Origin of the sequence: Azoarcus sp. PA01 (genome assembly GCA_001274695.2) — a bacterium.
Lineage (GTDB): Bacteria > Pseudomonadota > Gammaproteobacteria > Burkholderiales > Rhodocyclaceae > Aromatoleum.
On the sequence record LARU01000002.1, the window covers coordinates 1,300,017 to 1,319,951 of the forward strand.

The 19,935-nt window shown below is 66.3% G+C and carries 19 protein-coding genes; 17 read left to right on the forward strand and 2 right to left on the reverse strand.

Annotation, left to right across the window (positions count from 1 at the left end; all coding sequences use genetic code 11):
• Positions 1-429 precede the first annotated feature (429 nt).
• From PA01_06975 to PA01_07000, 6 genes are all read left to right on the forward strand, one after another.
• Positions 430-780: a hypothetical protein gene (locus PA01_06975; protein KON81383.2), complete on the forward strand. Its 351-nt coding sequence runs from the start codon at positions 430-432 to the stop codon at positions 778-780.
• 107 nt (positions 781-887) lie between these two features.
• Positions 888-1,535, forward strand: a complete 648-nt coding sequence (locus tag PA01_06980) for a LysE family translocator (protein ID KON82362.2) — start codon at positions 888-890, stop codon at positions 1,533-1,535.
• Positions 1,536-1,564: 29 nt separating this feature from the next.
• Positions 1,565-3,379 (forward strand): ABC transporter ATP-binding protein/permease, encoded by a 1,815-nt coding sequence (locus PA01_06985; protein ID KON81384.1) that lies wholly within the window; start codon positions 1,565-1,567, stop codon positions 3,377-3,379.
• Between the two features lie 132 nt (positions 3,380-3,511).
• A complete protein-coding gene (locus tag PA01_18675; GenBank protein ID KAI5913064.1) occupies positions 3,512-4,018 on the forward strand; it encodes a DUF2384 domain-containing protein in 507 nt (168 codons plus the stop codon).
• Positions 4,019-4,474: an RES family NAD+ phosphorylase gene (locus PA01_06995; GenBank protein KON81385.1), complete on the forward strand. Its 456-nt coding sequence runs from the start codon at positions 4,019-4,021 to the stop codon at positions 4,472-4,474.
• Positions 4,475-4,784: 310 nt separating this feature from the next.
• On the forward strand, positions 4,785-6,524 hold the full coding sequence (locus PA01_07000; protein ID KON81386.1) for a cation:proton antiporter: 1,740 nt from the start codon (positions 4,785-4,787) through the stop codon (positions 6,522-6,524).
• 30 nt (positions 6,525-6,554) lie between these two features.
• Here PA01_07000 and cysB read toward each other — a convergent pair whose 3' ends face one another.
• Positions 6,555-7,496, reverse strand: coding sequence for an HTH-type transcriptional regulator CysB (gene cysB, locus PA01_07005; protein KON81387.1), 942 nt, complete (start codon positions 7,494-7,496; stop codon positions 6,555-6,557).
• 106 nt (positions 7,497-7,602) lie between these two features.
• On the opposite strand from cysB, the gene PA01_07010 reads away from it, so the two are divergent.
• The 11 genes from PA01_07010 to PA01_07055 all read left to right on the forward strand — a co-directional run bounded on the left by PA01_07010 (position 7,603) and on the right by PA01_07055 (position 18,940).
• Positions 7,603-8,382, forward strand: a complete 780-nt coding sequence (locus tag PA01_07010; GenBank protein ID KON81388.1) for a sulfite exporter TauE/SafE family protein — start codon at positions 7,603-7,605, stop codon at positions 8,380-8,382.
• Positions 8,383-8,415: 33 nt separating this feature from the next.
• A complete protein-coding gene (locus PA01_07015) occupies positions 8,416-10,101 on the forward strand; it encodes a nitrite/sulfite reductase (protein KON81389.1) in 1,686 nt (561 codons plus the stop codon).
• Complete coding sequence (locus PA01_07020; protein ID KON81390.1) at positions 10,094-10,645, forward strand: DUF934 domain-containing protein; 552 nt, start codon at positions 10,094-10,096, stop codon at positions 10,643-10,645. The genes PA01_07015 and PA01_07020 overlap by 8 nt, the downstream gene beginning before the upstream one ends.
• Positions 10,642-11,412, forward strand: a complete 771-nt coding sequence (locus tag PA01_07025; protein KON81391.1) for a phosphoadenylyl-sulfate reductase — start codon at positions 10,642-10,644, stop codon at positions 11,410-11,412. Before PA01_07020 ends, PA01_07025 begins: the two co-directional genes overlap by 4 nt.
• A 4-nt stretch (positions 11,413-11,416) precedes the next feature.
• Positions 11,417-11,560 (forward strand): hypothetical protein, encoded by a 144-nt coding sequence (locus PA01_18680; GenBank protein KAI5913065.1) that lies wholly within the window; start codon positions 11,417-11,419, stop codon positions 11,558-11,560.
• A 9-nt stretch (positions 11,561-11,569) separates the two neighbouring features.
• Positions 11,570-12,484, forward strand: coding sequence for a sulfate adenylyltransferase subunit CysD (gene cysD / locus PA01_07030; protein ID KON81392.1), 915 nt, complete (start codon positions 11,570-11,572; stop codon positions 12,482-12,484).
• Between the two features lie 461 nt (positions 12,485-12,945).
• Complete coding sequence (gene cysN / locus PA01_07035; GenBank protein KON81393.1) at positions 12,946-14,226, forward strand: sulfate adenylyltransferase subunit CysN; 1,281 nt, start codon at positions 12,946-12,948, stop codon at positions 14,224-14,226.
• Positions 14,227-14,381: 155 nt separating this feature from the next.
• Positions 14,382-15,638 (forward strand): nitronate monooxygenase, encoded by a 1,257-nt coding sequence (locus PA01_07040; GenBank protein KON81394.1) that lies wholly within the window; start codon positions 14,382-14,384, stop codon positions 15,636-15,638.
• A gap of 190 nt (positions 15,639-15,828) precedes the next feature.
• The gene (locus tag PA01_07045) at positions 15,829-17,277 is read left to right on the forward strand and encodes a nodulation protein NfeD (GenBank protein ID KON81395.1); all 1,449 of its coding nucleotides are present in this window, start codon (positions 15,829-15,831) and stop codon (positions 17,275-17,277) included.
• Entirely contained in the window at positions 17,274-18,068 is a 795-nt protein-coding gene (locus PA01_07050) for a slipin family protein (protein ID KON81396.1), read from the forward strand. The genes PA01_07045 and PA01_07050 overlap by 4 nt, the downstream gene beginning before the upstream one ends.
• A 95-nt stretch (positions 18,069-18,163) precedes the next feature.
• Positions 18,164-18,940 carry a ferredoxin--NADP reductase gene (locus tag PA01_07055; protein ID KON81397.1) on the forward strand — a complete coding sequence of 259 codons (777 nt, stop codon included), beginning with the start codon at positions 18,164-18,166 and terminating at the stop codon, positions 18,938-18,940.
• A gap of 3 nt (positions 18,941-18,943) precedes the next feature.
• Here PA01_07055 and PA01_07060 read toward each other — a convergent pair whose 3' ends face one another.
• Positions 18,944-19,819 (reverse strand): AEC family transporter, encoded by an 876-nt coding sequence (locus tag PA01_07060; protein ID KON81398.1) that lies wholly within the window; start codon positions 19,817-19,819, stop codon positions 18,944-18,946.
• Between the last annotated feature and the right edge of the window lie 116 nt (positions 19,820-19,935).

Sequence of the window (19,935 nt, forward strand, 5' to 3'; positions counted from 1 at the left end):
CCGCTCGCGGCCTTCCCGCGTCTCCCGAGCAATCCCGTCGGACCGCGAGCGAACTTCGCCGGTTTGCACCGGGCAAGTCCTCTGAAGTGTGAGCGCATGGCCGGACCGGGGCAAGTCGGGCGACACGTGCGGGGCGGTCCGATGCGCTCCGGAATCATGAATGGCTGCTGAATGCGTTCTTCAGTCGCCGTTCAGGCGGCGTCATCGAAAATCGCCTCATGGTCGAGATCCGACCATCAATGAACCACGCCGGGAGACAATCATATGGCACGCACGAGACTTCATCTTTCCGCCTTTGCGATCGCGGCCGGGCTGGCGATTTTCGGGTCGATTCCCGCGTCGTCGGCCGCCGAAACCGCGACGGGCAGCGCGACCATCACTGTGCTGCAAGCCGGGCAAGGCAAGGCGAGCGCGATCGACGCAGACAGAATGGCGACCGACCCGGCACTGCGGCAGGGAATGACGACGATCCGAAAGATCGTCGAACCGTATATCCCGCTGATTCGAGCCGGGAAATTCGGTGACGGACATTACAACGCCGTCGGCACTGCGGTGACGCAGCAGATCGAATACATTGTCGGCAATTGCAAGCTCGCTCCGGAAGCGGACCGCGTGTTGCACGAACTCCTCGTCCAATTGCAGGATGGCGCAGAGCGATTCGGCGGCAAGACGGCGGGGGCCGCGCGAGGTGAAGGCGTCACGCCGATTGTCAGCGCATTGAATGATTACGGCCGCTATTTCGACCATCCGAGTTGGCAGCCGGTGGGCGAGATTCAATAACGGGCCGAAGGCCGGAGCCCGAATCGGCTCCGGCAATTTCTACGGGCGCAAAGCTGCGGTTTGACTGCGGGGTTCGCCGCCCCCAGAATCGAAGCCTCTTCACAGAAATGCCCCTGAACATGCTGTCCTTCGACGTGCTGCTGGCCTTCCTTGCGATTTCCGCTGCAGTCACCGTCGCGCCCGGGCCGGACAACCTGATGGTGCTCGGCCAGAGCCTCGCGCGCGGGCGCATCGCCGGCTTCGGCATCGCGGTCGGCTGCGCGCTCGGCTGCTTCACGCATACGCTGTGGGCGACACTCGGCGTCAGCGCCTTGCTGCTCGCGTCGCCGAACGCGTTCTTCGCGCTCAAGCTCGCCGGCGCGGCGTATCTGTTCTGGCTCGGCGTGCAGGCGCTCAGGAGCGGCGGCATCGCGGCGGCCGAACGCGGCCAAGCGGTGGCGCTGCCGTGGCGCCGCTATGTCGCGCGAGGCTTCATCGCGAACGCCGTGAATCCGAAAGTCGCGCTGTTCTTCCTCGCGTTCCTGCCGCAGTTCGCGCGCCCCGAAGCCGGCGCTGCGTCGGCGCAGATGCTGGTGCTCGGCGCGGTGTTCGCGGCGCAGACGGTCGTCGTGTTCGGCGCGATCGCGTTCGCCGCCGGCAGCATCGGCCGCCTGCTCGCGCGCCGGCCGCGCCTCGGACCGTGGCTCGACCGCGTCACCGGCATGATTTTCATCGGGCTCGCCGCGAACCTGCTGCTCGGCGGACGACGGGGGTGAGGCCGCGGCGCGTGCAGTAGAATCGCGCCATGAGACGCGCGCCCGCCACCGCCCTGCCCGGCCCCGAGCCGACCCACCGCCACGACTGGCAGACCCTCAAGAGCCTCGTCCCGTACATCTGGGCCTACAAGGGCCGGGTGGTGTTCGCGCTGTCGTGCCTGATCGCGGCGAAAGGCGCGAACGTCACCGTCCCGATCATCTTCAAGCACCTTGTCGACACGCTGTCGCTGACGACCGAGCAGGCGTTCATCGTCGTGCCGGCGGCGCTGCTGCTCGCGTACGGCGCGCTGCGCTTTTCGACGTCGCTGTTCACCGAGCTGCGCGAGCTGGTGTTCGCGCGCGTCACGCAGGAAGCGGTGCGCGAAATCGCGCTGCGCGTGTTTCGCCACCTGCACGCGCTGTCGCTGCGCTTCCACCTCGAACGCCAGACCGGCGGGCTGACGCGCGACATCGAGCGCGGCACGCGCTCGATCGGCTCGCTGATCAGCTACACGCTGTATTCGATCCTGCCGACGCTGATCGAGATCGGCCTCGTGATCGGCATCCTGCTCGCGCAGTACGACGCGGTGTTCGCGATCATCACGTTCACGACGCTCGTGATCTACATCACGTTCACGGTGAAAGTCACGAACTGGCGCACGGCCTTGCGCCGGCACGCGAACGAGCTCGATTCCGCGGCCAGCGCGCAAGCGATCGACAGCCTGCTGAACTTCGAAACGGTCAAATACTTCAACAACGAGGAGTTCGAAGCGCGCCGTTACGACGAGCAGATGAAGAAGTGGGCGAACGCGCAGGTCAAGAACCAGTTCTCGCTGTCGGCGCTGAACGTCGGCCAGGCCGCGATCATCGCGGTCGCGGTGACGCTGATGATGTGGCAGGCGGCGGTGCGCGTCGCCAGCGGCGCGATGACGATCGGCGACATCGTGCTGGTCAACGCCTTCCTGATCCAGCTGTACATCCCGCTGAACTTCCTCGGCGTCATCTACCGCGAGCTGCGCCAGTCGCTGACCGACATCGAGCGCATGTTCGGGCTGATGCACGAGCACCGCGAGATCGCCGACGCGCCCGACGCGCGGATGCTGCCACCGGGGCCGGCGACGGTGCGCTTCGAGAACGTCAGCTTCGCGTACGACCCGAAGCGCGCGATCCTGCACGGCGTTGACTTCGAAATTCCGGCCGGGCGCACGCTCGCGGTCGTCGGCCATTCGGGGTCGGGCAAATCGACGCTCGCGCGTCTGCTGTATCGCTTCTACGACGTGCAGGGCGGCGCGATCCGCGTCAATGGCCACGACCTGCGTCAGCTCACGCAGGCGAGCCTGCGCGCGGCGATCGGCATCGTGCCGCAGGACACGGTGCTGTTCAACGACACGCTGTTCTACAACATCCAGTACGGCCGCCCGCTCGCCGCGCGCGAGGAGGTCGAAGCCGCGGCGCGCGCGGCCCAGCTCACCGACTTCATCGCGCGGCTGCCGGACGGCTTCGAGACGCGCGTCGGTGAACGCGGCCTGAAGCTCTCCGGCGGCGAGAAGCAGCGCGTCGCAATCGCGCGCGCGCTGCTGAAGAACCCGGCGATCCTGATTTTCGATGAAGCGACGTCCGCGCTCGACTCGAAGACCGAGAAAGCGATCCAGGCGCAGATCGAGCTCGCCGCCGAAGGCCGCACCGCGCTCGTCATCGCGCACCGCCTGTCGACGGTGATGAACGCGGACGAGATCATCGTCCTCGACCAGGGCCGCATCGTCGAACGCGGCACGCACGCCGCGCTGCTCGCGCGCGATGGCGACTACGCGCGGATGTGGGCGCTGCAGCAGCAGGAAGGCGAGGAAGCGGCGAACGCGGCATGACTGCGCGATTGCAGGGACTTGACTGCGCCGGTGCATTCGCCTTGATCGCAACGCCACTGCCTCGAGAAAGTGCCTGAGCGCGAAGTGTCAATTGAGCTAGCATGAAGTCTCAAGTGAACAGTGGGGCGGACGATGGCTGAGACGACCGAGAAGGAAGGCAAGGTACGCAAGCTCCCGGCGAGTGTAGAGACTCCCGCTGTCCGTAGGCCGAGTCGCACGTCGGCTGCGGAGAAATGGATCGACAAGCGCAACGCGTATCTTCGAAGCTCGTTTCAGCTGCGGATCGCGGAGATCAACCGTGGAGCGAGCGCACGCGACCTGGTCGGCGCCGCCGAGGTCTTGCAAGTGCCGCGCGAGCGACTCTACGACCTCGTTGGCCTCTCCGCTTCGACCGCAAAACGCAAAGTCGCCAAGAACGAGAAACTCAACCCTCACGTGACAGAGCGACTCATGCAGATCGGCGAGGTCGAAAAGCTTGCCGAGGACGTCTTCGGCGACCGGGATCGGGCGAGCGAGTGGTTGAAAACGAGCAACATGAGCCTCGGCAACGTCCCGCCGCTCTCGATGCTTGGCACCGAGATCGGGCGCCGTGAGGTCTCACGGATCCTAAACGCCATCGCCTACGGCGGGGCCGCTTGAATGCGGGCCTGGCGGATCGCGAAGCAAGCCTACGCTCTCGATCGAACCGGCGCCGGCGGCCTCTACGAAGGCGGCCGTTGGCACTTACTCGGCGTTCCGGTGATCTACGCCGGCCTAAGCGCGGAGATCTGTGCGATGGAGAAGCTCGTCCACACCGGCCCGATCCTGCCCGTCGACCTCGTCCTCGTTGCCCTCACGTTGCCTGACTCAGCGGATCTCTACGAAGAGGCCGACATCGCTACGCTGTCCGGCTGGGATGACCTGTCGCCAAATGGCGCTTCGGTCGAATTCGGGACCGCCTTCCTGCGCTCGGGCCGGGCGCTCGGGCTCATTGCCCCGTCAGCCGTAATGCCGGAAGCGCGTAACGTCATTCTCAATCCGCTACACCGCAGCTTCGCTGACGTCGAGCTCGCGATCGAGCGCCCCTTCTCGTTCGATCCACGGCTGCGCCCCTAGCTGATCACTTGAATCAAATGCCTTGCTCGCGATGATGGTGCTCTCGGCATGCGCGGATCCGATGCCGGGGTAGCAGCCAAAGTCGTACGAAAGTCTGCTTCGATTCTCGCTGAAAGCCGGCTCCGGGTCGTTCCGGCACCGTCGGGCAGGCCGCGCCCGCGATCATCAGCTTTGCAGAGCCTGATCCCCTCGAATGCAAGTGACTGAGCCGTGGCGATGCAAAACGGTGATCACGTGCCGCGCACTTTCGCAGCATGACCCGGCCATTCCGCTAAACTCGCGCGTCGCCCACAACTAAAAGTCCCGGGTAATGGACGCCCACGCCGCTCCCGCATTCCTGCGCGAACTCATCCTGTTCCTCGTCCTCGCGGGAGTGCTGATCCCGCTGCTGCAGCGCAGCCGCATCAACCCGGTGCTCGGCTTCCTCGCCGTCGGCATGGCCGTCGGGCCGTTCGGCCTCGGGCGGTTCACCGCGGCGACGCCGTGGCTCGGATACCTGACGTTCGGGCGCACCGAGGATGTCGAAGTCTTCGCCGAGTTCGGCGTGATCTTCCTGATGTTCATGATCGGGCTCGAGATGTCGGTCGACCGGCTGTGGGCGATGCGGCGGCTCGTGTTCGGACTCGGCAGCCTGCAGGTCGGCATCACCGCGCTGGTCATCGGCGCGACCGCGTACGCGTTCGGCAACGGCCTGGAAGCATCGGTCGTGCTCGGCGGCGTGCTCGGCTTCTCGTCGACGGCGGTCGTGATGCAGCTGCTGTCGCAACGCCGCGAACTAGGCACGCCGCTCGGCCAGGCGACGTTCTCGGTGCTGCTGCTGCAGGATCTGGCGGTCGTGCCGCTGCTCGTGCTGGTGACGATCCTCGCGCAGGACGCGGGCGGCAATTTCCTCGGGCTGATCGGCCTCGCTGCGGCGAAAGGCGCGGCGACGATCGCGCTGATCTATCTCGTCGGCCGGCGCGTCGTGCGTCCGGTGTTCCACCAGATCGCCGCGAACCGCCAGGCCGAATCGTTCATGGCGCTGACGCTGCTGACGACGCTCGGCGTCGCGCTGCTGACCCGCGCGGCCGGGCTGTCGATGGAACTCGGTGCCTTGCTCGCCGGCCTGTTGATCGCCGAGACCGAGTTCCGCCACGAAGTCGAGGTCACGATCGAGCCGTTCAAGGGCCTGCTGATGGGAGTGTTCTTCATGTCGGTCGGCATGGGCATCGACGTCACCGCGATTCTCGCCGAACCGCTGCTGCTGCCGCTGTCGGTCGCCGGCCTGATGGGGCTGAAAGCGCTGATCATGTTCGCGCTGTTCCGGCTCTTCGGCCTGACCTGGGGACGGGCAGCCGAAGGCGGCATCATGCTGTGCCAGGGCGGCGAATTCGCGTTCATCGTCATCGGCATGGCCTTGGGGCTGGGGATCATCGCGCCTCCGATCGGCCACTTCATGCTGCTCGTAGTCAGCCTGTCGATGCTCGTCACTCCCCCGCTGTCGCTGTTCGGGCGCAGGCTCGGCGACGCGATCGATGCCCGCGTGGGCAAGAGCTCGGCGCTCGCCGAGGAGACGCTCGGCGAACTCGGCGGCCACGTCGTCATCGCCGGCTACGGTCGCGTCGGACAGATGATCGGCGAACTGCTCGACGAACAGGGCATTCCGCACGTCGCGATCGAAACCGACGCCAAGCTCGTCGCCCGCCAGCGTGCGAAAGGTGCGCCGGTCTATTTCGGTGACGCGAGCCGGCCCGAGCTGCTGCGCAAGTTCCACCTCGAACGCGCCGTCGCGGTCGTGCTGACGATGGATCACACGGCAGCGGCCGTGCATGCCGTCAAAGGCGTGCGCGCGACGTCGGCGAACATCCGCATCGCCGCACGTGCCCGCGACGAAGCGCACGCTGCGACCTTGCGCGACGCCGGTGCATCGGTCGTGATCCCGGAGACGCTCGAATCCGGTCTGCAGCTCGCCGGCTCGGTGTTCGAGACGCTCGGCGTGCCCGGCGACGTCGCGACGCGCCTGCTCGACCAGGAGCGCAAGCGGCGCATCGAATCGTTTCTTCCCGCCTGACGCCGGCCCTCTCATCACATGCCGCCTCCGTCACATGCCGTAATCCTCGCCGCCGCCGGCAAGCGCGACGTCGATCATGCGGCGCGTCAGGTGCGGTGCGAACAGCTCGATGAACGCGTACACATAGCCGCGCAAGTAGGCATTGCGGCGCAAGCCGACGCGCGTCGTGCTCGACTCGAACAGGTGCGCCGCATCGCTCATGCCGAGTGTCTTGTCGGCCACGGTATCGAACGCCATGCGCGCGAGGATGCCGATCCCGAGGTCCATCGACACGTAAGTCTTGATGACGTCCGAGTCGAGCGCGGTGAGCACGACGTTCGGGCGCAGGCCGCGGCCGAGGAAAGCCTTGTTGATCAGGCTGCGGCCGGTGAATGCGTCGTCGTAGGTGATGAGCGGGTAGCGCGCGATCGCCTCGAGGGTCAGCGGATGTTCCTTGAGGATCGGGTGGCGCGGCGTCGCGACGATGCAGCGGTTCCACTGGTAACAGGGCAGCATCACCAGTTCATCGTAGTCGGCGATCGCCTCGGTCGCGATCGCGAGATCGGCTTCGCCCGACATCACCATGTCGCACACCTGGCGCGGGTTGCCCTGGTGCAGCGACAGCTTGACCTGCGGGAAGCGCTGCATGAAATCGCGGATGATGCGCGGCAGCACGTAGCGCGCCTGAGTGTGCGTCGTCGCGATCGAAAGACTCCCGGCCGACTCGTTGGTAAACTCGTCGCCCACCTGGCGCAGGTTGTCGATGTCGCGCAGCACCCGTTCGGCGAGCGCGAGAACCTGGCGGCCGGGATCGGTGACCGCGACGAGGCGCTTGCCGTGGCGCACGAACACGTCGACGCCGAGCTCGGTCTCGAACAGCCGGATCTGCTTGGACACTCCCGGCTGCGACGTGAACAGCGCCTCGGCCGCCTCCGATACATTCAACCCGCGCCGCGCAACTTCGTAGATGTAACGCAATTGCTGGAGGTTCATCCAGGGACCCTTATAACCAATTCTTCTTAGAGTCTAACGTTAACTGGCTTTTTGCATCTAGCGATCCGTTTTACGATGCGCCGCACCATACAAGAAGACGCATCTCATGGATTTTGCCTACCCCGTTACCGGATTCGCAGTTGGCGCGATCGTCGGACTCACCGGCGTCGGGGGTGGCTCGCTGATGACGCCCCTGCTGGTGCTGCTGTTCGGCATCCACCCTTCGGTCGCAGTGGGCACCGATCTGCTGTACGCGGCGATCACGAAGACCGGCGGCACGCTCGCGCACGGATTGAAAGGCACGGTCGACTGGCAGGTCACGCGGCGGCTCGCGAGCGGCAGCATTCCCGCCGCAATCGTCACGCTGGCACTGGTCGGCACGTTCGCGCCCGGGGGCATGGACGGCGCCGCGAGCCTGATCAAGATCGCGCTCGGCGTCGCCCTCGTGCTGACGGCAGTGGCGCTGATCTTCCGCAAGCACATCCAGGCGTATGCGCTGGCGCGCTTCGGCGGCACGTCGAACCCGGTGCGCACGGCGCGGCTGACGGTCCTGGTCGGCGCAGTGCTCGGCGTGCTGGTGTCGATTTCCTCGGTCGGGGCCGGAGCGCTCGGCGTGACCGCGCTGTTCTTTCTGTATCCGGGGATGCCGGCGCTGCGCATCGTCGGCTCCGACATCGCGCACGCGGTGCCGCTGACGCTGGTCGCCGGCCTCGGCCACTGGATGCTCGGCAGCGTGGATTGGTTCCTGCTCGGCAGCCTGATCGTCGGTTCGCTCCCCGGCATTTGGCTCGGCAGCCACATTTCGACGAAAGTCCCGGACCGCGTGCTGCGCCCGATCCTGGCAACGATGCTGGTGCTGGTCGGCGCCAAGCTGATCAGCCACTGAGCTGCAACAAAAGTATTTAACGAGAGAGACGCGATGTACCGATACGACGACTATGACCAGCAGCTTCTCGACGAACGCGTCGTGCAGTTTCGCGACCAGATGCGCCGCCACCTTGCCGGTGAGCTGAGCGACGACGAGTTCCGTCCGGTGCGGCTGCAAAATGGCCTGTACATCCAGCGCCACGCTCCGATGTTCCGGATCTCCGTGCCATACGGCCACCTCGCGAGCCGTCAGTTGCGCAAGCTCGCGCACCTCGCGCGCACCTACGACCGCGGCTACGCGCATTTCACGACGCGCACCAACGTCCAGTTCAACTGGTCGCCGCTCGAAGCCATCCCCGACATGCTCGGCGAACTGGCCACCGTGCAGATGCACGCGAACCAGACTTCGGGCAACGACATCCGCAACATCACCGCCGACGCGTTCGCCGGCGTCGCTGCGGATGAAGTCGTCGATCCCCGCCCGTGGGCCGAGATCCTGCGCCAGTGGGCGACCTACAACCCGGAGTTCGCGTACCTGCCGCGCAAGTTCAAGATCGCGCTCAATGGCGCGACCGAAGACCGCGTCGTCGTGCGCATCTACGACATCGGGCTCGACCTCAAGCGCGACGCGGACGGCAACGTCGGTTTTCGCGTGCTCGTCGGCGGCGGCCTCGGTCGTACGCCGATCCTCGGCGAGGAGATCGCGAGCTTCGTGCCGTGGCAGCACCTGATCACCTACTGCGAGTCGATCCTGCGCGTCTATAACCGCTACGGCCGCCGGGACAACGTGTGGAAAGCGCGCATCAAGATCCTCGTCAAGGCGCTCGGCGCCGAGGAATTCGCACGCCAGGTCGAAGAGGAATGGGCGCACGTCAAGGACGGCCCGAACACGCTGACCGAAGCCGAAGTGCAGCGCGTCGCCGCACACTTCGTCGACCCGGACTACGAGACGCTGCCCGCGCGCAATGCGCTCTACGAAGCGCAGCTCGCCGACAGCAAGCCGTTCGCCGCGTGGGTCAGGCGCAACGTGCGCGCGCACAAGGTGCCCGGCTATGCGTCGGTGACGCTGTCGCTGAAGAAGACCGGCGTCGCGCCGGGCGACATCAGCGCCGAACAGATGGACCTCGTCGCCGACTGGGCCGATCGCTTCAGCTTCGGCGAAGCGCGCATGACGCACGAGCAGAACGTCGTCCTCGCCGACGTCAAGCTGTCGGACCTGCACACGCTGTGGGAGCTCGCCCGCGAAGCCGGGCTCGCGACGCCGAACATCGGCCTGCTGACCGACATCATCTGCTGCCCGGGGGGCGATTTCTGCAGCCTCGCGAACGCGAAGTCGATCCCCATCGCCGAGGCGGTCCAGAGGCGCTTCGACGACCTCGACTACCTCTACGACATCGGTGACATCGACATCAACATCTCGGGCTGCATGAACGCCTGCGGCCACCACCACGTCGGCAACATCGGCATCCTCGGCGTCGACAAGAACGGCGAGGAGTGGTACCAGGTGACGATCGGCGGCGAGCAGGGCAATGCGACCGCGCTCGGCAAAGTCATCGGCCCGTCGTTCGCGCGCGCCGACATGGCCGACGTCGTCGAGAAGCTCATCGCAACCTACATCGAATACCGCCACGCGGACGAGCGCTTCGTCGACACGGTGCATCGCCTCGGCATCGAGCCGTTCAAGCAGCGCGTGTATGGCGGCGAAGTCCAGACGCAAAGGAAGGTGGCTCATGCCTAAGTTGATCAAGAACGGCCGGGTCGTTGCCGACGACTGGCAGATCGTCACGCTCACCGAGGGCGAAACCGCCGTCAGCGCCGTCGTGCCCGCCGGACGCGTGCTCGTCCCGCTCGCGGTGTGGCAGGCGCGCCGCGAAGAGTTTGCCGGCCGCGCCGACGCCGGCGAACTGGGAGTGTGGCTCGGCAGCAGCGAAGGGCCGGAGGCGGTTGCGGACGACGCTGCGCGCTTTGCGGTCATCGGCATCGATTTCCCGAAGTTCACCGACGGGCGCGGCTACTCGACCGCGACGCTGCTGCGCACCCGCTACGGCTACACCGGCGAATTGCGCGCGATCGGCGACGTGCTGCGCGACCAGTTCAACTACCTCACGCGCTGCGGCTTCGACGCGCTGCAGCCGCGTGCCGGCCGGTACTCCGACGAGCAGCTTGAAGCGGCTACCGCGAGCCTCGCCGATTTCACCGTGCCTTATCAGGCATCGGCGACGCTTCCGCAGCCGCTGTTCCGCCGCGTCGCCCGCCCCACTCCGCCACAGGTGAAATCGTGACCGGCGCCGTGACGCTGCTGCGTCCCGCAGCGGCGAACCCGGCGACCCGTCCGGAACTGAGCGACGCGTTGCGTGCGAGCGTCGCGACGAAATCCGCGGCGGCGCTCGAGTTCCTGCGCGCCGCTGCCGCCGAATTCGGTTCGGCGGGCGAGCTGACGTTCGCGAACAGCTTCGGCGCCGAAGACATGGTGCTGACCGACCTGATCCTGCGCGAGGCGCTGCCGATCGAGATCTTCTCGCTCGACACCGGCCGCCTGCCGGCCGAGACCTACACGCTGATCGGCGAAGTCGAACAGCGTTACGGCACGAAGCTGAAGGTTTTCTTCCCCGACGCGACGGCAGTCGAGAACCACGTTCGCACGCACGGCATCAACGCGTTCTACGACTCGGTCGAGCTGCGCAAGGCGTGCTGCGGCGTGCGCAAGATAGAACCGCTGCGCCGCGCGCTGGCTGGGAAAAAAGCGTGGATCACCGGCCTGCGCGCCGCCCAGTCGGTCACTCGCACCGGCCTGCCGCAGCGTGAATTCGATGCCGGCAACGGGCTCGAGAAGCTCAACCCGCTGTCGGACTGGTCCGAGACCGAAGTGTGGGCTTACATCCGCATCCACGAAGTGCCGTACAACGCGCTGCACGATCAGTTCTACCCGAGCATCGGCTGCGCGCCGTGCACGCGCGCGATCGCCCTCGGCGAGGACGTCCGCGCCGGACGCTGGTGGTGGGAGGATCCGGCGTCGAAGGAATGCGGGCTGCACGTCAGGAAAGGCTGACCCCATGAGCCGCCGCCTCGACACCTTTCCCCACTCCTCGGCTGCCGCCCCATACTCGCGTCCCGGCCTGCGCCGCCGCCTCGCGGCGCTGCGTGCCGGGCTGAAAGCCGCTTTTCGCGCGCTGCGCGCCTCGAACATCAAACGTTAAGAAACGATCATGTCCACGCTGACCAGACAAACCCTGACCCATCTCGACTGGCTCGAAGCCGAAGCGATCCACATCCTGCGCGAAGTCGCCGGCCAGTGCTCGAACCCGGTGCTGCTGTTCTCCGGCGGCAAGGACTCGATCTGCATGCTGCGGCTCGCCGAGAAGGCCTTCCGTCCGGGGCGCTTCCCGTTCCCGCTGATGCACATCGACACCGGCCACAACTACAAGGAAGTGACCGACTTCCGCGACAAGCGCGCCGCCGAGCTCGGCGAGCGGCTGATCGTGCGCTCGGTCGAGGACTCGATGGCGCGCGGCACGGTGGTGCTGAAGACGCCGGACGAGTCGCGCAACAAGCATCAGTCGGTGACGCTGCTCGAGGCGATCGAGGAATTCGGGTTCAACGCCTGCATCGGCGGGGCGCGGCGCGACGAGGAAAAGGCGCGCGCGAAAGAGCGGATCATGAGCTTCCGCGACGAGTTCGGCCAGTGGGACCCGAAGAACCAGCGTCCCGAACTGTGGAACCTGTTCAACGCCCGCACGCACAAGGGCGAGAACATCCGCGCGTTCCCGATCAGCAACTGGACCGAACTCGACGTGTGGCAGTACATCGAGCGCGAAAAGCTCGAATTGCCGTCGATCTACTTCGCGCATGTCCGCCCGGTCGTGCGCAAGGACGGCCTGCTGCAGCCCGTGACCGACGTCACGCCCGCCAAGCCCGGCGACGTCGTGGAGAACGTCCAGGTGCGCTTTCGCACCGTCGGCGACATCACCTGCACGGCCCCGGTCGAATCCGATGCCGACACGGTCGCGAAGATTCTCCTCGAGACCGCGACGACGACAATCACCGAGCGCGGCGCGACCCGGATGGACGACCAGACTTCGGAGGCTTCGATGGAGCAGCGGAAGAAGGAAGGGTATTTTTGATTCGTGTGGTCGAGCGGTGGCTTGGGGTCCGAGGGGCGCGTGCTGTGCGGGGTGCTAAGCGAGCGACGCGGGGCATTTGCTCCGCGGGCTGCGGAACTCGCGCTGCGCCGCGCTTCCGCGGCGCGCGCTCAGACAGTCCTCGCCCGCTCCGCAAACACCCCGCCTCGCTCTTGCGGCGTGCCGGCTGAACCAAAGACCCAACCGTTCGGCGCTCGTTGTGCGCCACGCGGTTCGACAAGTAGTGAAAGAAAGAAGCGCAGTCCGAAAAACCCGGAACGGAGCCGGGGACGGGTGGGGTGTTCGTGGCGCGGGCGAGGACTGTCTGAGCGAGCGCAGCGAAGCGAGTTCCGCAGCCCGCAGAACGAACACCCCACCCAGCCCCGGCGGGCAGGCACCCCCGAGACCGCATCGACCTTTAAGCCGCAACAGAAATTTTGGAAAGAACTGAAGGAACCATGACCATGTCCGCCCTCGAAAACCTGCCCGACACCGACCACGGCCTGCTGCGCTTCCTGACCTGCGGCAGCGTCGATGACGGCAAGAGCACGCTGATCGGCCGCCTGCTCTTCGACACCAAGACGATCCTCGCCGACACGCTCAACGCGATCGAAAAAACCTCGGCCAAGCGCGGCATGACCGCCGTCGATCTGTCGCTGCTCACCGACGGCCTGCAGGCCGAGCGCGAACAGGGCATCACGATCGACGTGGCCTATCGCTACTTCTCGACCGGCACGCGCAAGTACATCATCGCCGACGCCCCCGGCCACGAGCAGTACACGCGCAACATGGTCACTGCCGCCTCGACCGCGAACCTCGCGATCATCCTCGTCGATGCGAGAAAAGGCGTGCTGACGCAGACGCGCCGCCACTCGTACCTCGCGAGCCTCGTCGGCATCCCGCATCTGCTCGTCGCGATCAACAAGATGGACCTCGTCGATTATGACGCGGCGGTGTACGAACGCATCCGTGCCGAGTACCTCGCGTTCGCGGCGAAACTCGGCATCAAGGACGTGCGCTTCATTCCACTGTCGGCGCTCAACGGCGACATGATCGTCGATCGCGGCGAGCGCATGGGCTGGTACGACGGCCCGACGCTGCTCGAAATCCTCGAGACGGTGCCGGCCGCGCACACCGAACAGGCCGAGGATTTCCGCTTCCCGGTGCAGTTCGTCTGCCGTCCGCACGACTCGGCGAACCCCGAACTGCACGACTACCGCGGCTTCATGGGGCGGGTCGAATCCGGCGAGATCAGTATCGGCGACGCCGTCACCGTGCTGCCGTCGGGACGCAGCAGCTCGGTGCGCGACATCCAGATCGGCGGCGAAGGCGTGCCGCGCGCGATCCACGAGCAGTCGGTCACGCTGCTGCTGGCCGACGAAATCGACATTTCGCGCGGCGACATGATCGTCAAGAGCGCCGAGCAGCCGCAGGCACTGAAGGAGATCGACGCGACGGTGTGCTGGCTGTCCGAAACCCCGATGTCGCCGGCGCGCACTTACCTGTTGCGCCACACGACGCGCGAAGTGAAGGCGAAGATCGCGAAAATCGACTACCGGCTCGACGTCAACACGCTCGAACATGAGCCCGTCGCGACGCTCGCGATGAACGATATCGCGAACCTGACACTCAAACTCGCCCAGCCGGTTTTCGCCGATCCTTACACCGACAATCGCGCCACCGGCGCTTTCATCGTCATTGATGAAAGCACGAACAACACCGTCGGTGCCGGAATGATCCGCTGAACCTGCGCAACCCGAACATCTGCATCTCCTGCCGCCCCCGGCGCCGTTACGGCACCGGGGCGCAACGCCTTCCCCGTCGACCCCCGGCGTGTGGGAAAATGGCGTCTTGCCCGATTTCCGGCTGCAGGGCACAGCGAGCAACATAGAAGACGAACATGAAATCTGTCGATGACTTTCGCCTGCGGTTCGGCAGCAGGGAATATGTTCCCATCATGATTGGCGGGATGGGCGTCGACATCTCGACGTCGGACCTGGCGCTCGAAGCCGCGCGTCTCGGCGGCATCGGACACATCTCGGACGCGATGGTCCCGACCGTCAGCGACCGGCGCTACGACACGAAGTACACGCGCGACAAGCTGAAGTTCTACAAGTACAACGTCGCGAACACGGACAAGTCCGAAGTGCAGTTCGACCTCGGCCTGCTCGCCGAGGCGACCGAGCGCCACGTGCACCACACGATGGAGCGCAAGCGCGGTGACGGCCTGATCTTCATCAACTGCATGGAAAAGCTGACGATGAACGGGCCGAAGGACACACTGCGCGTGCGCCTGCGCTCGGCGCTGGACGCCGGTATCGACGGCATCACGCTCGCCGCGGGCCTGCACCTCGGGTCGTTCGCGCTGATCGAGGATCACCCGCGTTTTCGCGACGTCAAGCTCGGCATCATCGTGTCGTCGCTGCGTGCGCTGCTGCTGTTCCTGCGCAAGTCGGCGCGCACGAACCGTCTGCCCGACTACGTCGTCGTCGAAGGGCCGCTCGCCGGCGGCCATCTCGGCTTCGGCATGGACTGGGCGCAGTACGACCTGCACGCGATCATGGCCGAGATCCACGATTACCTGAAGACCGAAAACCTCGACATCCCGCTGATCCCGGCTGGCGGCATCTTCACCGGCAGCGACGCGGTGTCCTTCCTCGACGCCGGCGCCGCTGCGGTGCAGGTCGCGACGCGCTTCACCGTATCGCACGAATGCGGGCTGCCGCCGGACGTGCAACAGCACTACTTCGGCGCGGACGAAGACGACATTGAGGTCAACAACACCTCGCCGACCGGCTACCCGATGCGCATGCTCAAGAGCAGCCCGTCGATCGGCGCCGGCATCCGCCCGAACTGCGAAGCCTACGGCTACCTGCTCGACGCGAACGGCAACTGCGCGTACATCAACGCCTACAACCGCGAGCTCGCCGCGCATCCGGATGCCGGCCGCCTGCGCGTGATGGACAAGACCTGCCTGTGCACGCACATGCGCAACTTCGACTGCTGGACTTGCGGCCACTACACGTACCGGCTCAAGGACACGACGCACCGGCGCCCGGACGGCACGTACCAGATCCTCAGCGCGGAACACATTTTCCACGACTACCAGTACAGCAAGGACAACCGTATCGCGCTGCCTCCGGCCGAACAGGCCTGAAGCCGCGCTGACCGCCTGAAGGGAGCGCCCCGCCTGCCGCGGCGGCCGCTCCCTTTTTTCGCCTTCCGGCGCTCGCCCAGCCGTCGTCCGTCCCGGTCAGCGGGAACGCTTCCCCCGCACTACACTCAGACGAGCGGATGCACGGCGCATTGCCCCTCGCACGCGTGCATCGGCGTCCGAAGGAACCGGCATGCACGCTGCGCTGCGACGACTGGGCACTCTGCTTTTTCTGTTTTTTTTGCTGTTCGGCCTCGGCTTCGGCCTGCCTGCGGACGGGCGGGCGGCCGAAGCGCCCGCGGCGAAAGTGGTCGCGCTGCGGCTCGACGGCGTCATCGGCCCGGCGACGTCCGATTTCGTCAGCCGCGGACTGGCACGCGCGCGTTCAGAGAACGCGGGGCTCGTCGTCATCGAAATGGACACCCCCGGCGGGCTCGACGCCTCGATGCGCATCATCATCCGCGAAATCCTCGCGTCACCGATACCGATCGCGACTTACGTCAGCCCCGGCGGCGCGCGCGCGGCCAGCGCCGGCACCTACATCCTCTATGCGAGCCACATCGCCGCGATGGCGCCGGCGACGAATCTGGGCGCTGCGACTCCGGTCGCGATCGGCGCGCCGGGAAGCGGGAAACCGCCGGCCGAAGACGATGATCCGGCGACCGAACCCGGCAAGGATGGCGACAGTGCCGACAAGGCCGCTGCGCCCAAAGCCCCGCGCGGCGACGCGATGATGGCGAAGATCGAGAACGACGCGGCCGCCTATCTGCGCAGCCTCGCCCAGCTGCGCGGCCGTGACGCGGATTTCGCCGAGCGCGCGGTGCGCGAGGCGGCGAGCCTGTCGGCCGACGAAGCGCTCAAGGGGGGTGTCATCGATGTCGTCGCAAGTGACCTGAAAGATCTGCTGACGCGGATCGACGGCCGCACGGTCAGGCTCGACAGCGGCAACACGGTGCAGCTCGCGACTGCGGACGCCACGGTCGAGCGGATCGCGCCCGACTGGCGCAACCGCGTCCTGTCGATCCTGTCGAATCCGCAACTCGCGCTGGTGCTGATGATGATCGGCATCTACGGCCTGTTCTTCGAATTCACCAGCCCGGGCTTCGGCGTGCCGGGAGTTGCCGGGCTGATCTGCCTGCTGGTCGCGCTCTATGCGTTCCAGTTGCTGCCGGTCAACTGGACCGGGGTCGCGCTGATCGCGATCGGCGCGACGCTGATGCTCGCCGAAGCGTTCCTGCCGAGCTTCGGCGCGCTCGGCGTCGGCGGCATCGTCGCCTTCGTCGTCGGCGGCCTGTTCCTGATGGACACCGAAGCGCCCGGCTTCGGCATCCCCCTGCCGTTCATCATCGGCCTCGCGCTTGTCAGCGCCGCACTGATCCTCGGCGTAGGCACCCTCGCCGCACGCACCCGCAAACAGACCGTCGTCAGCGGCCGCGAAGCGCTGATCGGCAGCATCGGCACGGTCACGGTCGTGTCGGGCGACGCGAGCTGGGCACAGGTGCAGGGCGAATCGTGGCGCGTCACCGCCCCCGGCCCGCTGGTCCCGGGCGAGCGGGTGCGCGTCGTCGGCATGCGCGGCCTGACGCTGCACGTCGAACGGCTCGCCCCTCCCCCTTCTGCGATCGAAAGGAGTTTCCGATGATCTACGACTTCAACCTCGGCCTCGGCACCGTGCTGCTGATCCTGATCGCGCTCGTCGTCAGCGCGATCAGGATCCTGCGCGAATACGAGCGCGGCGTGATCTTCATGCTCGGACGCTTCTGGAAAGTCAAGGGGCCGGGCCTCGTGCTCGTGATTCCCGGGGTCCAGCAGATGGTCAAGGTCGACCTGCGCGTCGTGACGATGGACGTGCCGAGCCAGGACGTGATCTCGCGCGACAATGTCTCGGTCAAGGTCAACGCGATCGTGTTCTTCCGCGTCGTAGACCCCGAGAAAGCGATCATCCAGGTCGAAAACTACATGGTCGCGACCAGCCAGCTCGCGCAGACGACGCTGCGCGCGGTGCTCGGGAAACACGAACTCGACGAGATGCTCGCCGAACGCGAACGACTGAACCTCGACGTGCAGCAGATCCTCGACGCCCAGACCGATGCGTGGGGCATCAAGGTCACGAACGTCGAGATCAAGCACGTCGACCTCAACGAGACGATGGTGCGCGCGATCGCCCGCCAGGCCGAAGCCGAGCGCGAGCGGCGCGCGAAAGTGATCCACGCCGAAGGCGAGAAGCAGGCGGCCGAGAGCCTGATGGAAGCGGCCGAAATGCTGTCGCGCCAGCCCGCCGCGATGCAGCTGCGCTATCTGCAGACACTGACGCAGGTCGCTGGCGAAAAATCCTCGACGATCGTCTTCCCGGTGCCGGTCGACCTGCTCAAGGGATTCCTCGACGCCGGCGCGCCGCGCCCGGTCGTGCCGACCCGGCCGCCGCAAGCCTGAAGCCGGACGCCCGGCCCTCGGCGCCGGCACGGCTTGCCCGCGGCGCAATACCCGAGTATTTTAATCAACATTAGCCACGCCAGACGGAGCTGCCGATGTCTTTGCCAGCCGACCGCTTCACGACCGAGCGCATCATTGCGATGCGGCGCTGGACGCCGCATCTGTTCAGCTTTCGCACCACGCGCGACCCGGCATTCCGCTTCGTGCCGGGGCAGTTCGCCCGCCTCGGGCTGCGCAAGGAGGACGGCTCGATCGTCTGGCGCGCGTATTCGATGGTCTCCGCGCCATACGACGAACACCTCGAGTTCTATTCGATCGTCGTGCCGGACGGGGAATTCACGGGCCGCCTCGCCCGGCGCGCCGAAGGGGACGAGATTTTCGTCGAGAAGATGAACTACGGGTTCCTGACGACCGATCGCTTCGAAGGCGGGCGCGACCTGTGGCTGCTCGCGACCGGCACCGGGCTCGCGCCGTTCATCTCGATTCTGCATGACCGCAGCACCTGGACCGACTACGAGCGCATCGTCCTCGTGCACAGCGTGCGCACCGCCGCCGAACTTGCGTACCGCGACGAGATCGCGCGCCTCGTGGACCACCCGCTGGTCGGCGACGTCGTGCACAAACTGCACTACGTGCCGGTCGTCACCCGCGAGCGTGTCGCCGGAGCCCTGAGTGCGCGCATCACGACGCTGATCGAGAGCGGCGAACTCGAACGGGCGGTCGGCTTCCCGCTCGATCACGAACGCAGCCGCATCATGCTGTGCGGCAACCCGCAGATGGTCGATGACGGACGCAAGCTCCTCAACCGCCTCGGCTACAAGCTGTCGCGCCGCGCGGCGCCGGCGCACCTCGTCGTCGAGAACATGTGGTGAGGCTTACGGCAGCACGATCGCCAGCGCGATCGGCAGGAAAACCACTGCCGCGACGTTGCCGATCAGCACCATCGACGCCACCGCCTGCGGCTCCTGGTGATAGCGCTCGGCGAAGATGTAGTTGAGCACCGCAGGTGGCAGGGCGCCGAACACCACCAGCAGGGCTTCCTGTTGCGGCGGCAGGTCGATGAACAGCATCACCGCGTACGCGAGCAGCATGCCGACGAGGGGGCGCACGGCGGCGCCGTAAAACCCCAGCCCGATCGACGAGATGTTCGAATCGGTAAGGCGCACGCCGAGCGCGAACAGCATCAGCGGAATCGACACGTCGCCGAGCATCTTGATCGCGAGCATCAGCGGCGGCCACACCACGACGCCGGCGATGCCGACCGCGAGTCCGGCGAACGTCGCCAGCACCGACGGCACTTTCCACACCGTCCACACTTTGATGCGATGGTCGAGCAGCCATGCGCCGAACGAGAAATGCAGCAGGTTCGACACCATGAACATCACCACCGCGGGCGCCAGCGCCGCTTCGCCGAAAGCGAGCACGGCGAGCGGCAGGCCGAGGTTACCGCAGTTGTTGAACATGATCGGCGGCACGAAAGTCTTCGGCGCGATCCGCGATGAGCGGGCGAGCGCCCAGCCGATCACCCCCGAGCCGATGACGATCACCAGCGTCGCGACGACGAGCGGCACGAACTCGACAATATGGAAATCCTTGTTCGCGAGCGCCGCGAACACCAGCGCCGGAATGAAGACGTCCATGTTCAGCTTGTTCGCGTGCGACAGGTCGGGCTTCATGCGCCTGCCGACGAAATAGCCCAGCGCGGTGATCGCGAACAGCGGAAAAAGGATCGAGACGATGCGCACGAGCATGGCGAGGGTAATTCCGGCGCTCGCCGGCGAGCGAGGCCGGCCAAGCGGATGGGAAGCGCGGCGCCGCCGGGAGCGCTCCCGGCGTGAGAACCGCGAAGACGAACGGCGGCGCGGGA

What these genes read in the sequence shown, in the direction of transcription:
- PA01_06975 (KON81383.2), top strand. Translation starts at nt 430, where the DNA reads ATGGCGACCGACCCGGCACTGCGGCAGGGAATGACGACGATCCGAAAG.
- PA01_06980 (KON82362.2), top strand. Translation starts at nt 888, where the DNA reads ATGCCCCTGAACATGCTGTCCTTCGACGTGCTGCTGGCCTTCCTTGCG.
- PA01_06985 (KON81384.1), top strand. Translation starts at nt 1,565, where the DNA reads ATGAGACGCGCGCCCGCCACCGCCCTGCCCGGCCCCGAGCCGACCCAC.
- PA01_18675 (KAI5913064.1), top strand. Translation starts at nt 3,512, where the DNA reads ATGGCTGAGACGACCGAGAAGGAAGGCAAGGTACGCAAGCTCCCGGCG.
- PA01_06995 (KON81385.1), top strand. Translation starts at nt 4,019, where the DNA reads ATGCGGGCCTGGCGGATCGCGAAGCAAGCCTACGCTCTCGATCGAACC.
- PA01_07000 (KON81386.1), top strand. Translation starts at nt 4,785, where the DNA reads ATGGACGCCCACGCCGCTCCCGCATTCCTGCGCGAACTCATCCTGTTC.
- cysB (KON81387.1), bottom strand. Translation starts at nt 7,496, where the DNA reads ATGAACCTCCAGCAATTGCGTTACATCTACGAAGTTGCGCGGCGCGGG.
- PA01_07010 (KON81388.1), top strand. Translation starts at nt 7,603, where the DNA reads ATGGATTTTGCCTACCCCGTTACCGGATTCGCAGTTGGCGCGATCGTC.
- PA01_07015 (KON81389.1), top strand. Translation starts at nt 8,416, where the DNA reads ATGTACCGATACGACGACTATGACCAGCAGCTTCTCGACGAACGCGTC.
- PA01_07020 (KON81390.1), top strand. Translation starts at nt 10,094, where the DNA reads ATGCCTAAGTTGATCAAGAACGGCCGGGTCGTTGCCGACGACTGGCAG.
- PA01_18680 (KAI5913065.1), top strand. Translation starts at nt 11,417, where the DNA reads ATGAGCCGCCGCCTCGACACCTTTCCCCACTCCTCGGCTGCCGCCCCA.
- cysD (KON81392.1), top strand. Translation starts at nt 11,570, where the DNA reads ATGTCCACGCTGACCAGACAAACCCTGACCCATCTCGACTGGCTCGAA.
- cysN (KON81393.1), top strand. Translation starts at nt 12,946, where the DNA reads ATGTCCGCCCTCGAAAACCTGCCCGACACCGACCACGGCCTGCTGCGC.
- PA01_07040 (KON81394.1), top strand. Translation starts at nt 14,382, where the DNA reads ATGAAATCTGTCGATGACTTTCGCCTGCGGTTCGGCAGCAGGGAATAT.
- PA01_07045 (KON81395.1), top strand. Translation starts at nt 15,829, where the DNA reads ATGCACGCTGCGCTGCGACGACTGGGCACTCTGCTTTTTCTGTTTTTT.
- PA01_07050 (KON81396.1), top strand. Translation starts at nt 17,274, where the DNA reads ATGATCTACGACTTCAACCTCGGCCTCGGCACCGTGCTGCTGATCCTG.
- PA01_07055 (KON81397.1), top strand. Translation starts at nt 18,164, where the DNA reads ATGTCTTTGCCAGCCGACCGCTTCACGACCGAGCGCATCATTGCGATG.
- PA01_07060 (KON81398.1), bottom strand. Translation starts at nt 19,819, where the DNA reads ATGCTCGTGCGCATCGTCTCGATCCTTTTTCCGCTGTTCGCGATCACC.